Annotated in this window: 14 protein-coding genes; 6 read left to right on the top strand and 8 right to left on the bottom strand. The window is 40.6% G+C overall.

Annotated features, from left to right (window positions below; translation table 11 throughout):
- Nucleotides 1–80: 80 nt before the first annotated feature.
- Nucleotides 81–536, top strand: coding sequence for a hypothetical protein (locus tag NK987_RS03115; protein ID WP_259262671.1), 456 nt, complete (start codon nucleotides 81–83; stop codon nucleotides 534–536).
- Here NK987_RS03115 and NK987_RS03110 read toward each other — a convergent pair.
- From NK987_RS03110 to NK987_RS03095, 4 genes are all read right to left on the bottom strand, one after another.
- Nucleotides 523–1,281, bottom strand: a complete 759-nt coding sequence (locus tag NK987_RS03110) for a hypothetical protein (RefSeq protein ID WP_259262670.1) — start codon at nucleotides 1,279–1,281, stop codon at nucleotides 523–525. The two genes, NK987_RS03115 and NK987_RS03110, sit on opposite strands and share 14 nt — an antisense overlap.
- Before the next feature lie 170 nt (nucleotides 1,282–1,451).
- Complete coding sequence (locus NK987_RS03105) at nucleotides 1,452–2,654, bottom strand: ATP-grasp domain-containing protein (protein ID WP_259262669.1); 1,203 nt, start codon at nucleotides 2,652–2,654, stop codon at nucleotides 1,452–1,454.
- 31 nt (nucleotides 2,655–2,685) lie between these two features.
- Nucleotides 2,686–3,108 (bottom strand): DUF2141 domain-containing protein, encoded by a 423-nt coding sequence (locus tag NK987_RS03100; RefSeq protein ID WP_258421843.1) that lies wholly within the window; start codon nucleotides 3,106–3,108, stop codon nucleotides 2,686–2,688.
- Nucleotides 3,105–4,181, bottom strand: coding sequence for an AMP-binding protein (locus tag NK987_RS03095; protein ID WP_258421844.1), 1,077 nt, complete (start codon nucleotides 4,179–4,181; stop codon nucleotides 3,105–3,107). The genes NK987_RS03100 and NK987_RS03095 overlap by 4 nt, the downstream gene beginning before the upstream one ends.
- Nucleotides 4,182–4,262: 81 nt before the next feature.
- Here NK987_RS03095 and NK987_RS03090 point away from each other — a divergent pair, with 81 nt between their 5' ends.
- Nucleotides 4,263–5,102: a 1,4-dihydroxy-2-naphthoyl-CoA synthase gene (locus NK987_RS03090; RefSeq protein WP_258421845.1), complete on the top strand. Its 840-nt coding sequence runs from the start codon at nucleotides 4,263–4,265 to the stop codon at nucleotides 5,100–5,102.
- On the top strand, nucleotides 5,102–5,944 hold the full coding sequence (locus NK987_RS03085; protein WP_259262668.1) for an alpha/beta hydrolase: 843 nt from the start codon (nucleotides 5,102–5,104) through the stop codon (nucleotides 5,942–5,944). Before NK987_RS03090 ends, NK987_RS03085 begins: the two co-directional genes overlap by 1 nt.
- An 84-nt stretch (nucleotides 5,945–6,028) precedes the next feature.
- Here the strand turns inward: NK987_RS03085 and NK987_RS03080 are convergent, their stop codons facing one another.
- Complete coding sequence (locus NK987_RS03080) at nucleotides 6,029–6,832, bottom strand: universal stress protein (protein ID WP_259262667.1); 804 nt, start codon at nucleotides 6,830–6,832, stop codon at nucleotides 6,029–6,031.
- 100 nt (nucleotides 6,833–6,932) lie between these two features.
- Nucleotides 6,933–7,538 (bottom strand): class I SAM-dependent methyltransferase, encoded by a 606-nt coding sequence (locus NK987_RS03075; protein WP_259262666.1) that lies wholly within the window; start codon nucleotides 7,536–7,538, stop codon nucleotides 6,933–6,935.
- 377 nt (nucleotides 7,539–7,915) lie between these two features.
- On the opposite strand from NK987_RS03075, the gene NK987_RS03070 reads away from it, so the two are divergent.
- From NK987_RS03070 to NK987_RS03060, 3 genes are all read left to right on the top strand, one after another.
- Nucleotides 7,916–8,812, top strand: a complete 897-nt coding sequence (locus tag NK987_RS03070; RefSeq protein ID WP_259262916.1) for a sterol desaturase family protein — start codon at nucleotides 7,916–7,918, stop codon at nucleotides 8,810–8,812.
- Nucleotides 8,793–9,056, top strand: a complete 264-nt coding sequence (locus NK987_RS03065; protein WP_259262665.1) for a hypothetical protein — start codon at nucleotides 8,793–8,795, stop codon at nucleotides 9,054–9,056. The genes NK987_RS03070 and NK987_RS03065 overlap by 20 nt, the downstream gene beginning before the upstream one ends.
- A 64-nt stretch (nucleotides 9,057–9,120) precedes the next feature.
- The gene (locus NK987_RS03060) at nucleotides 9,121–9,456 is read left to right on the top strand and encodes a rhodanese-like domain-containing protein (RefSeq protein WP_258421850.1); all 336 of its coding nucleotides are present in this window, start codon (nucleotides 9,121–9,123) and stop codon (nucleotides 9,454–9,456) included.
- 76 nt (nucleotides 9,457–9,532) lie between these two features.
- On the opposite strand, the gene NK987_RS03055 is transcribed toward NK987_RS03060, so the two are convergent.
- Together NK987_RS03055 and NK987_RS03050 are read right to left on the bottom strand one after the other, a co-directional pair.
- The gene (locus NK987_RS03055) at nucleotides 9,533–11,125 is read right to left on the bottom strand and encodes a glucoamylase family protein (protein WP_259262664.1); all 1,593 of its coding nucleotides are present in this window, start codon (nucleotides 11,123–11,125) and stop codon (nucleotides 9,533–9,535) included.
- Entirely contained in the window at nucleotides 11,122–13,605 is a 2,484-nt protein-coding gene (locus NK987_RS03050) for a penicillin acylase family protein (protein WP_259262663.1), read from the bottom strand. Before NK987_RS03050 ends, NK987_RS03055 begins: the two co-directional genes overlap by 4 nt.
- Nucleotides 13,606–13,667 lie beyond the last annotated feature (62 nt).

Here is a 13,667-nt window from a genome sequence, read left to right as displayed (position 1 = left end):
AAAACAGTAACTTAAACTCGGGATTTAAAATAAATTTAAAACTGAGAAATGAACATTTATATCAATAAAACCCAAATAATATGAACAGCAATTCATTTAAACAAGTAGGCGTGTGGATAGACCACTCTAAAGCACATTTTGTTGGATTCAATGAGGGGAACACCGTTTTGATCGAGACAATTGAATCCCCTTTTGAAAGCATGAAGCGGGAAGTTGGGGAAGGAAGTGACAAAACTAGATTCTCTTCCTCAAATCTCCATTCCTCCAACAATGAACACCGAAAGCATAACATTTCCCAAAAGGAACTCAATGAATATTACAAAATGATGGAAACCAAACTTCATTCTTTTGATGATATTCTTCTGTTTGGTCCTGGTGTAGCCAAAGAACAAATGCGGAATCGCCTGCGCGAAAACAAATCTTTTGATGGGAAATGGCTATCTGTACAGACGAGTGATAAGCTTACCGATAACCAACTCTTGGCCTTTGTGAGGGATTTTTACATCAATGCCAATCCTGATTTCAAATCAGTCTGAGAAAGCCTTGTTTAATTTTACTTACTGCATCAAAGGAGTCGTCAATATTGAAGACTCCTTTTTGCATATCATGCCAATACCCATCTCCGCACTCGATAAAATGACCTTTTTGGGTTGGCTTTGAATCGGTTGCGATTCCATAATCATAGTCAGGTAAAAAAATAAAGGAAAGCAATTCTTTGGTTTGGTCCCAATCGGCTTCTTTGGTTTTTCCATTCACAGTTGCCTCAATTTTTCTGATCGAAAATTTCACTGTCAAACTGATTTCATATGACAAGTCTTTTTCCCGGATCAGGTAATGAATGGTAAGTGGGGCTTCTTTTTGGGTGATTTCATAAATAGCCTGAATGTAATCTTGTGAAAGAAATTGCCATTCTTCCTGATTTAGAGGTACGGTCCGAACAATTTGTCCCTGCGAATCTTTTACCAGGAGTTTGATGCCACCCTCTTCGTCCAGTTTTTTATTGGACCATTTGGACTTTGCATACAAGTCCCTGAGTGGTTTTTCCCACACTTTTGGAATTTCTCCCTGAAAATGAAAATCATCATCTATTGAAAAACCCTCATTAAGAATTTCATCCTCGGTGATATCTTCACGGTCGGTATACACCAAATCCAATTGGGTATCCATAAAATTCTTTCCAAAACCGATTTTTAACTTGAATATATGACTGTATGGCGGGGGCATTACGCCTGAATCATATTCAATTTCGATTCTTGTCAAGTCTTCTGTTCTGAGATGCATTGCTTTTGGATTCAATTTAGGGATTTACTTAACTCCAAAATTAAGGGATTCTTTTGATTTTGGGTATGAAGGAAATAACCCTTAATAAAAATGAATTGGTTCAATAGCACATTTATTCCTTGATTTTTAATATTTCTATGATAATTTCTTGTCAATATTTATCAGAAAGATTATGCCAACAGTTCTTTGTTTTTGACCTCCGGTTTGAGTTGGATATATTTTTTGAGATCTGAATGAAGAATTTCTGTCAGCTCGGATTCATTTCCCTCAGAAGTTTCGCTAAATAAAAACCCAAAAACGCCGAACTTGTCCAAGTCGATTTTTCTCAGGTGCAGCGGGTTTTCAAAATCTGACAGTAGCACATCATAATCAAATCCTGCGATTTCTTGAGGCTCAAAGCCGGTTGTATTGTCCAAAAGGATCAAACTGTATTTTTTTCCTTTTCTTGTTTTGAAGATGGCTTCCCAATCCGGCTTTTTGGAGTAAAAAAAATGTTCATAGGAATTGATTTCATATGCAAACCATGAAAGGTCTCCGGTAGTGCACCATCCTCCAAATCTCATTGGATTGACTTCAATAGGAAAAAGTTTTCCCTCGTCGTCAATCCTGATTTCAATATGCAAAGGGAAATTTCTGAGTTTCACTTTTGACCCTATAACTCCGAGAAAGTCCAAAATAGGACTTTGAAGTTTTTGGATGATTTCGGGGGAACTTGAATAAACCCGATCGCTGACGTCATTTTCTGAAGTGAAGACATGGTGCAGAATGTTTAAAACCACAGGATTGCCTTCTCCATCAAAATAACAATCAAAAGCATATTCTTCTCCCCTGATGTATTGTTCTATGATAAATTCGGTATTGTCTATGACCTCCTTGGGATATAGAGATTGAGTCCTGATAATGTCATGTTCAATTTTTGCAATTGTGCCTGTCCACGCTTCGGGGCTATCCACTTTGTATACCGCAATGCTGAAAAAACCCACTGCAGGCTTGATGATAAACGGAAATTTGAATCCGGAAACATCCATACTTCTCAGATTTTCCGCTGCCACAGCTTCGAAAAAGTAATCAGGATAAGCCGATTTTATAAGGTTTCTAAACTTATACTTGTTTTTGAAAAGGTCTATGATTTCGGGAAGATCCGTTCCTTGGGTATTTTGTTGGATCCAACTGATGCTGTTCTCCGAATTCGTGTAGATAGGAGTGTGGGGATTATCCTTGAGAATGCGGGCCGCATCTTCCTCAGCCACCCAATTGATGGCTTTGTTGCCTCCAATTTGCTTTGCTTCTTTGGTGGCGATGACCGGGAATTTATTTTCAATAATCGTCTGTAGCAGGAAATCTGATACATAAGGGTAATCAAGCAGGATCATTTTGAAAGGGTTTATTGACGCAAAAGTAATTTCATCTCAGCTTGATGCTGACATTATTTTTACCGGCGGTTACTTTAAAGGCAGCTTTTTCAAAATGAGGTGGTCCAAACATGCCCATCGCGTCATTTGAAAAACCATATCCATCCCTTGGGATTCCAAATGCATTGGTTCTCAATTTGCCTGTATTCTGACTGTCATGAAATACCGAAAGTGCATAAGTCCCTTCCGGAACAGGTCCAAAATCAACCACCGCCTTCCCGTCTTTGATCTTGACAGAGGCACTTTTGAAGGCTTTAGCTTCATCATCAGGAAATCCTGACTCACCTTTGAAAAGCAAGACCCTGACTAATCCTTGGTCGCTTTTGACGTGGGTGACCTGAAGGGAAAGTGTTGTTGGATTTTGATTTACGAGCAAAAATGGGAACATGATCAAAAAAAGAATTAGCAGTTTCATTTTGCGGATTTAATGGTTTCTGATTTATTGATTTTTCCGGAAGGGGTCTTAACAAATTCCTTAACGAAGATGACTTCTTTTGGGATTTGGTATTTGTGGACCAAGTCGGAAATGGAATACAGCAATTTTCCTGCCTTTTCATTATCTGTCCGGTTAGATTCGATGACCAAGACCAATTTTTGACCCAACTTCTCGTCATCCAGTCCGAAAAGAAAAAACTCTACCTTTCCATAATAGGCTTCAATAGTAGGAGCAATTTGGGACTCCAAGTTTTCCGGTTGGATTTTGAATCCTCCGGAATTGATGGTGAAATCTGATCTCCCGATCCACATGAAATGCTTCTCATCCACGATATCTACCAAGTCATTTGTTTGCAACCTTTTTTCTTTTGACATGGGCGCTTCTATCCAAAGCCTTTTGTCCAGATCTATACCAATGGTTACCCCGGGAAGTGTTTCATAAACCAACTCAGTTCCTGCTATTTTGGCCAAAGCAATATGGGAAACAGTCTCGGTCATTCCGTAAGTCTGGAAAGCAGAGATATTTTCCTTCGAAACAAGTTCAAGAAGTGATTTAGGAGAAGGTGCTCCGCCGATCAGAAGAGTTTTGATTTTTCTCAGTTTTTGGAGGGAGGGGTTTTGGGAAAGGCATGAAGCTACCTGCATCGGGACCATTGCCACTAAGTCAAATTCGCCATCCACCAATTCTTCTTCGAGAGGATTTTCTTTTGGCTTGGTCAATATCAAGTCCGCATCCCACATCATTGCCCTCACCAACATCATTTTGCCGGCTATCATTTGGGTATTGAGGCAGCAAAGCAGGCGGGGATTTTTTGCCATTCTGAAGAATTTTCTTGTAGCTGTTGCTGAATTCTCCATCTGTATCCGGTCTACAGTAATGGTCTTTGGGATTCCTGTCGAACCTGAGGTTTGGAGCAAAAAGGAATCCTGCCCCTGCAACCAACTTTGGCAAAAGTGAAGTGCTTCATTAAAATAAGTATCCCCTTCCTCCCAATTTCCTTTTAGGATTTGGTCAAAACTGTATGCATTTTTTTCAAGAATGATTTTTCCCATTGTAAGCATTGCCTTTTCAAAAATCAACAAAATTCCTTTAAGGCTGTTATCTTGCGTAAAATAATTAAACCAAAAAACAGCATGGAGATCAATTGGAAAACCGCTAAGGTATACGAAGACATAACCTATAAAAAATGTGATGGCGTGGCAAGAATTGCTTTTAACCGGCCTGAGGTAAGGAACGCTTTTCGCCCAAAAACCACCAAAGAACTTTATGATGCTTTTTATGATGCTCAGGAGGATACCTCGATAGGTGTGATTTTACTTTCAGCGGAGGGTCCTTCTCCAAAAGACGGGATCTACTCTTTTTGCTCTGGTGGTGACCAAAGGGCCCGTGGTCAGCAGGGCTATGTCGGGGAGGATGGCTACCACAGACTGAATATCCTGGAAGTTCAGCGTTTGATCCGGTTTATGCCAAAAGTCGTCATTGCCGTAGTCCCCGGTTGGGCGGTAGGAGGAGGACATAGCCTACATGTGGTCTGTGACCTGACTTTGGCGAGTAAAGAACATGCTATTTTTAAGCAGACCGATGCGGATGTGACGAGTTTTGATGGTGGATATGGTTCGGCGTATCTTGCCAAAATGGTGGGACAGAAGAAAGCCCGCGAGATATTTTTCCTCGGCAGAAACTATTCTGCACAGGATGCCTATGATATGGGAATGGTCAATGCCGTGATTCCACATGCCGAATTGGAGGATACCGCCTTTGAATGGGCGCAGGAAATATTAGCCAAATCTCCCACTTCCATCAAAATGTTGAAGTTTGCGATGAACCTGACAGATGACGGTATGGTCGGACAACAGGTTTTTGCAGGGGAAGCGACGAGGTTGGCCTACGGCACAGAGGAAGCAAAAGAGGGAAGAAATGCCTTTTTGGAAAAGAGAAAACCGAATTTCAAAGACATCAAATGGATCCCTTAATGAAACATCTGGAGACAAGTTATTCGACACATGATGGCTTGAAGCTTTACCTACAGGCTTGGATGCCGGAATTACCCAAAGCAGCAGTCCTGATTGTTCATGGTTTGGGGGAACATTCTTCCAGGTATGCCCATTTAGCCAAAAAGTTTGCAGATAAAGATATTGCCGTTTTTACTTTCGATGGGAGGGGACATGGCAAATCCTGTCTTCCAAAGCCGGATGCCTACTTTTCCGATCATGAGGATTACCTCAAAGACATCGATGCTTTGTTTGGTAAAGTAAAAACTTACGTTCCCAATGTCCCTGCATTTATTTTTGGACACAGTATGGGTGGCGGATTGGTTGCCGCCTTTGTGTTGAAATACCAGCCCAATGCAAAAGGGATTGTCCTAAGTGCTGCTGCTTTGAAGCCTGCTGATGATGTCTCCAAATTACTTATAGCAGCTTCCTCGGTGGTCAGTAAATTAGCTCCAAGGTTGAAGGTTTTGAAATTGGATAGCAGCAAAGTTTCACACGATCCTGCAGAAGTTAGAAAATATGATGAAGATCCGTTGAATTACCATGAGGCAATTCCAGCAAGGACAGGCTATGAACTGCTCAGGATGATGAAAGAAATTGATCAAAAATCGAAAGAATTCAAACTTCCGGTTTTGTTGCTCCACGGAACAGGAGACATGCTGACCAATCCAAAAGGATCGGAGGAGTTTTTTGGGAAAATCTCATCTCATGATAAATCCTTCAATAAATATCCAAGCCTTTTCCATGAATTGGTCAATGAATATGAAAAGGAGGAAATCATGGGAGATATTGTCAAGTGGATTGAGGAGAGGGTGGATGCTTAATTCTTGGATAAAGATTATTGGTTAAAATGGTAAGAAGTAAAAGGTAAGAGGTAGAAACCGATTACCTTTAACCATTCACCTTTTTCACTTGATCACCAAAAGCGGAACATGGGTATGGTAAGCCATCTCCAGACTCGTGCTTCTGTTGAATAGGTATTCAAAAAAAGATTTGTTTTTGTAAAACATCACCAAAATAGCGCCTTTGTTTTTGTTAAGGTAAGATTCCATTCCTGTATTGACATCGGCAGCAGATTCCACCATAAAGTTGATTTCTTTACCCCCAAATTTTTCTTTTAACAACTCCTCAAGTCCAATCAATCCAAGATCTTTTTCAAAACTATTTTCAGTCTTGACATGAAAAAATTCGTAAGGCAAGTTCATGTGACCTGTAAGGTTGAACAATAAATTGAAGAATTTTTCATCTTCTTTATCCAACTCAAGAGCTATAGAGAATTTTGACCAGTTTTCCCATTTCGCATTCTGGGGGACCGCCAAAATTGGTACTTTACTTTCCTTGATGACATGTCCTGTATTTGATCCGATAAGTGCTTTTTTTATTCCGCTGGCTCCTTGGGTTCCCATTACAATAAGGTCGAAATCATCCCTATACGCCAAGGCAGTTACAGTAGATGCCACAGTTCCCTGGACAATTCTATAATCAAATTCAATTCCTTCTTTTCGACCTAATTCGGAGGATTTTTTTAGGGCTTTTCTTGCATCTGCTTCTATGTGGCCTACTATTTCGGTCGCCTGAGCAGCAAAATCATAAACAGCATAAAAGGCAAACATCAGCGTGATCGAAGCCTTCTCTTTCAAAGCAATTTTCTTCGCAAATTCGAGCGCATTGTTTGCATTATCTGAAAAGTCGGTGGGAACAAGGATTTTCATGGCCATGTCAGGTTAGGGTTTAGCTATTGTAAGCTTTATGGGCTTTTATTTGGTCTCAATTTAAGAGAATTTAAAAAACAAAAAGCTGATATTCATCAGTTTATAATTTGATTTTTTTCCCTACCAATCTGATAACATGTGCCTCACCGACGTGGCCGATACCTTCATTCAGTTGGATTATCCCGTCAAATTCGACTTCCCATTTTAGGTTTTTAAAAATTGATTTTAAACTTGAAAGTTCATAAAGCATGTCAAGATTTTTTGGACCACCTGATTGGTATTGGAGCTGGTTTTTCCCAAAACCTTCAATGATCAATGTACCGCCAACTTTCAGGGCTTTTTCAAATTTGGAATAAACTTTAGCCAAAATCTCCTTTGGAAGGTGAAAATACACCAAGGCCATAACATCAAAAGATTCCGGTTCGGGCATATAGACCAAAGCATCACATACATAGTAATCGATCTTAAGTCCGAGTTTATCAGCTTTTTGCAGACAGTGTTTTTTTCCGATCTCACTTTGGTCAATTGCCGTTACCCTCCAACCCAATGAAGACGCATACAGGGCATTCCTGCCTTCTCCTTCACCCGGAAAAAGGATTTTGCCAGGTACGATAGAAGCGATATTTGATTTTACAAACTCATTGGGATGTTCTCCGTATAAATTAGGAGATTGTAAAAATTTATCATTCCAGAAAATATTGTTCATTTTTAGTTTTTGCCCAAATAACTCCAAAAATTTTCATGAGTTCAGTAATAAAAGGTACTTTTTCGGATTAAAATCATGAATAAATGTAACATTCGTCACATTTTTTTGTGGTGCTTGTGATTACTTTTGAATTGTAATAATAAAACAGTTAATATTTCAGACTCTGAGTTTTGGGTAATTGGAAATTGGCTTTTATTATTTCCGAATAAGTTAATTGGAATTCTAAGTTGGTCAAAAAAAAGTAAGCTTGGGAAAAAGGTGAAAATCCCTCCAAGCCGAAAACAAAGATAATTAGTTGTGGTTTATGGGAGTATCGAAAGAGGGCAATCATGTGGATTGTCCTTTTTCTTTTAAATGAAAAAAGCTAGAATATGGAATTGGAGAAATACATCAAAATCATCGGGGATTCCTACTATGGTTATTGGAATTACCTCATCAGCGAAATGTTTTACCCTTCCTGGCACAATTACTTTTGGTGGTTATTGGGACTATCGGTAGGGGTTTGGCTATTGGAAATTTTTCGTCCCTGGAGGGAAAATCAATCAGTCTTCAGAAAGGATTTTTGGCTGGACGGATTTTATATGTTTTTCAACTATTTCCTGTTCTCCCTGATTGCCTACAATGCCATTTCCAATGTTGCGGTAGAAGCATTCAATGACTTCTTGGGATTATTCGGGATTGAAAATATGGTGGCCTTACATATAGAAACCTGGCCAAGATGGTCCCAATTTTTGCTGCTATTCTTGGTTGCGGATTTTATTCAATGGAATGTCCACAGAGTATTGCATAGGGTTCCGATCCTTTGGGAGTTTCATAAAGTCCATCATTCTGTTGAAGAAATGGGTTTTGCGGCACATTTGAGATTCCATTGGATGGAAACAATCCTGTACAAATCAGCCATGTATATCCCTTTGGCCATGATTGGGTTTGGATTAGAGGATTTTTTTATCGTGCATATTTTCACAACAGCCATTGGCCATCTGAACCATGCCAACCTAAGAATCACGTATGGTCCACTGAAATATATTTTCAACAATCCCATCATGCATTTATGGCATCATGTGAAAGTTTTGCCCAAAGACAGGCCTTACGGAGTCAATTACGGCATCACCCTCAGTGTTTGGGATTACCTTTTTAGTACCAATTATATTCCCCATGAAGGCAGAGATGAACCATTGGGTTTTGAAGGAATGGAAGAGTTTCCCAAGACTTTCTTCCAGCAGATCACTTACCCATTTATAAAGAAAAAGCAACATGAAAGCAACCATCAATAATTGGCGATTTGTCATTATCCTCAGCCTGACGTTGGGTTTGGCCCCATTTGTCCCTGAGCCACATATATGGGGCAAGATCAAATGGATAGCAGGTGGTGCCAAAGGGATGGCTGCTTTAGATTGGTTTGATTTTTTATACCATGCCATTCCTTGGGCATTGTTGATCAGACTTTCCATCCTCCAACTGACCGGTAAGCTCCCAAAACCGGTAGAGAATCGAACAGAAGCAAAGAATCCTATGTGATTTTGGTTACGGTTTGGCAATATTTCTGACCATAACTTTGTAATCATAATAAAACGAAAAAAACATGTTTGATTTCTTTAGAACTAAACCAAAAAAATATACAGACCTATTTTGTGAAGATTTCCAAAAAGGTATGACTGCCAAAGATGCTGTTATCCTTGATGTAAGGACAGCAGGAGAGTTTCACTCCGGAAAATTGAAAAGCGCAAGGAACATTGACATGATGAGTCCAAACTTTATGTCCCAAATCCAAAATCTTCCCAAGGATAAAAAGTATTATATCTACTGCCGAAGTGGAAACAGGAGCGGACAGGCTTGTGAAATCATGAGTGAAATGGGATTTGAACACACTTATAATATGGCCGGAGGAATTATCAGATGGCCTTACGAAATCGTTTAAAATATTGATTGGGTTGAATGGTGTTAAAGTCCATCGGCAGGCAACTGACCGATGGATTTTTTTTTCCTTCAATCTGTCATTGCTCTTCCCATCCATTTTTGTTGACTGAGAATCCGAGTTTTTCCAAGCCTGATGAGATTTCGGGAGCCTGCATGAAGAGCTTCCAACCCAAGCCTGTGCGGTAATTTTCGATCATGCCTACTATTGGTCCTTGGTCAATTGCAAGATATCTTTTTGGGAAAAATTCATGTTCCAGACTCATGGCATCATAGAAACCATATCTTCCAAAAACCTTGTCACCGTAGTTGAAATATAGGTTTTTCAAGACTTTCATAGATTCTTCATAGGAATAAGGAATGGAAGAAAGTGCCGCAGTCGGAGAAATAACCCCCGTATCATTTCCCGGATGGTGGGCATTATAGCCATTGATAGAGTAGGAGGCAGTCAATCCCCAAAGATCTTCTCCATATCCTTTAAAGTTTCCTGGATTTGCTATACACCAAGCCCGATTGATCAGGGTTTGGTTTTGGTTTTCCTGCCAATAATCGGCATACTCATCATTCAATCCCCTTGGATCCAAGCCCATGTAAGAGTAATGGGCCCAAAACAAAGGACCTCCCATTTTTTCTGCATAATTGTGTCTGAGCTGTAAAGGAAATCCGAATGCTTCTACTGGGTTTTTGATACTTCCGGACCGTGCCCATCCTTCATGGTATGCAGCAGAGTCAATGGAAAAAGTAGGGGAAGCTGCCGCCAGGACATAGGTGATCAGACATTCATTGTATCCTTCCAAGGGGAAATTCATTTCCCAGCCAAAGTTGGGGGACCAATGCCAATACAATTTGTTTTCCCCGTTTTTGGTATGAAAATTCCATTGCATCTCTTCCCAAAGTTTGTTGATTCTTTGTGATAATGCTTTCTCGTCGTCACTCCCGTTTCGGTAATATTCCCTTACCGCTAGGAGTCCCTGCATCAGGAATGCGGATTCCACCAAGTCTGCGCCATCGTCTTTTGGGGAAAAAGGTTTGGTTTTGCCTGTTTGGCCATCGATCCAATGTGCCCATATACCGTGGTATCGGTCAGCTTTTTCCAAAAAAGTGACCATTTTTTCAAAGTGTGCTAGTCCCTGTTCTTTGCTTATCCAACCTCTTTCAATTCCTGCGATTAATCCAAAAATCCCAAATCCCGTTCCACCTGTGGTGACAATATGGGCATCATTTTCAGGGTATTCGCCATCGATATGAATCCTTTCAGGCGCCATGCCGGAGGTAGGTTCTGCACCGTAATAAAAATACCTAAAGGTGTAAAATTGAACCATGTCCAATAATTCTTCCTCATTCATTTCACGGGTTTGGGTGCTTATCTGAGCGATTTCCTTCTTCCCATTGTTGGTGACTGCTTCAATTTTATAGTCTATTGGCTTTCTTCCATCTTCCTTATTCATCCAAAAATCCATCAGCAACGTGTCCGAAGTTTCTGCCCTTTGGGCAAATTCGCTTCCTTCGGTTCTGGCAAAAATCAAATAAGAATTTGCTCCTTCAATTTTTGGCCATTGGAGTTCAATGTGGCTGTCATATGGAAAAACAAGGATTTCAACCTCTTTTTGATTGCAAGAATAGAAACCAGATAAAGCAAGCAGGCAGCTGATAAAAATATGTCGGATTTTCATGGGTTCATTGGTTTTAAGTAGATTCGCTCCATTGCATTTTTTTTGATTCTATCGTATCCGAAAGGTATATTGACAACCTCGTCTGCCGCCCAAATAGGAAATAGATTTCTATAAAATGGACTATTTGGATTCCCAGATTGTCCGGGAGTATTGATGCCAATGGTTTTTTCCCAATCGCCGGTATCGACTACAATCCTGAATGAAGCACCTGAAGTATTTTTGTCTCCATAGGCATTTGCACCGGGGGTAAAACTGTAGCCTCCTCTCGCCACCGGACCTGCATCCAATTTTTCCTTCCATTCATCCGACAAGGCCGGGCTCAAAGGATGAGTGATGTAGGCGTGTTTGTAGGAAGTCTGACCGTATTGCCAGTTGTTACTGTTTTTTCCAAGTTTTGACTCGAGTTCCTGAATTGCCAACTCAAAGCAATTTACGAGAAACTTATCCCTTTCAATATCAGCATTCCTTGAAAATAAGTGGTCAGGATGCTCTATCCAACTTATCACACGGGTCATCTGTATACTGCCCACCAAATCCATCACCTCTTTGGGAACTGATATTTCCTTTATTTTTTCTCTGATTTTTCTTTCCCACATGACATAAATTCCTGCGGGAATAGAGTTCTTTTCCAACTTATAATCCCAATCTAATAGCATACCCCTCAATTTCCCAGCTTCATTTTTCTCGAAAACAAGATCCTTTAAGTAGGGTACCAAGGTTCTTGCAGGAAGCGACAGGTAGTCATTTTGAAGCTTTCCCATTTCTTCAACAGAAAAATTGGTTCCTTTTCCGAGAACTTCTCTGACCCGGTCACCGCGAAACGAGTCAGACCATTCATAACCTAGGGCATTTTTGTGTGGATAGTCCGCCGGAGTTACGTTTTCATTGGCGGTGGCTATAAAACCATTTTCAGGGTTATAATCATGTGGTCTCTCCGAAATGGGTAAGTAGCCGTCCCATTCCTTACTGCCATCTCCCAACGTCACAACCAGACCTGAAAAACCATTTCTGACCGGAGTGATTCCTGTTGCCTGCCAACCGATATTCCCTTCCCTGTCTGCCCAAATCATATTTTCGGCGGGAATGTGGTTGTAAGTACAAGCATCCCGAAACTCCTCCCAAGTAGTCGATTGGTCCATTCTCAGGCTTGCCAAATAGGGTGCACCTCCTTTTTCTAACCAAGCACATTGCACTGCCACTGCTTTTTTCAGATCCAGGTCTACGAATGTCACCGGACCATGGATAGTATAGAAATGTTTCACAACAGCATCGGATTTCCCTTTTACTTTGATAGTGTCGGTAATTACTTCCATCTCATGCCATTTTCCTTTATGGAAATATAGTTGCGGGTTTTCGGGATGAATGTCATAGATGCGCATGTCCTCGTTATCTGTTTCGAAAATCGTCAGACCCCAAGCTCCAAATTGGTTATGACCTATCGATACTCCGGGAATCACAGGTTCTCCGGCGCCCACCACATCCCAACCGGGCGCATGAAGGTGAACCATATACCTAAGAGAAGGAACTGCGATCAGTCTATGGGGGTCATTTGCCATGATGGGATAACCACTTTCAGTTAATTTGCCACTGACTACCCAATTGTTGCTTCCTATGGAGAATTTCTCAGTCTCGAGGGTTTCCTGAATATCTGTTTCATATTCCAGTAATTGGGTCATGAATTTTTCGGGATTGTTTCGGGCTTCCGGGATGATGTATTCAGGATAATAGGTCAGGCTTTTGCGAAAAGCATTGTAGGGAGCAAGAATATCCTTGAACAGTAATTCCTTCGGGATAGACTTGTCAAGATCCAAAATGGGTTCATTGGGGTGGAAATAGTGGATTTCTTTTGTTTTTTCAGCGCCGATTAGACTTACTATCCTGCTAAAATTCAGTTCATCCCTGACGTTTTCGAGCAGTCCTTGATGGCGGGAAATGACTACTTCCCAAGTCCATAATTCAGGCAAAATGCCCAAAAGCCTGAATTCGAAAGGAAGGTTTTCCGGCGATTGGAGGGCTTCTGCAATGTAGGCGTTGACTCCTTCCACAAAGGAATCAATGATCAATTCACCCCTTGGATGGTAATGGGCCAATTCGGATTTTTTATCTCCTCGAAATTTGAAAAGCCTGACTCCTTTATCCCGATCCAATTCTTTTTCCCCGAAGATTTCTGCCATGGTTCCCGTGGCCTGCCTTCTCCAGATTTCAAACTGGAATAAGCGGTCCTTGGCAGCCATGTAGCCTTGGGTGAAAAAAAGGTCATGCTCGTTTTTGGCAAAAATATGGTTGATCCCGCTACTGTCCCGAAATACTTCGACTTCCCCGTGCAGATTTTTTATGCTGAGTTGTTGTGAAAAAGAATTTTGGTTTATTACTATGAAGAGGAGAAGTATAAATAAGATGTTTGGTTGTTTTTGGAGTTTTCTCATTGTTCTTAATTTCTTGCCTGATACAAATAAATGGTCAGGGAGTTTTAATGTCATTTTTAAGTTCTGAAAATATTTTGAATCCAATAAGAAAATTGGATAAACGGTCGAAACCATTC

Origin of the sequence: Aquiflexum gelatinilyticum (genome assembly GCF_024813435.1) — a bacterium.
Classification (GTDB): Bacteria; Bacteroidota; Bacteroidia; order Cytophagales; family Cyclobacteriaceae; genus Cognataquiflexum; species Cognataquiflexum gelatinilyticum.
This window is presented reverse-complemented; position numbering and strand designations above follow the sequence as displayed.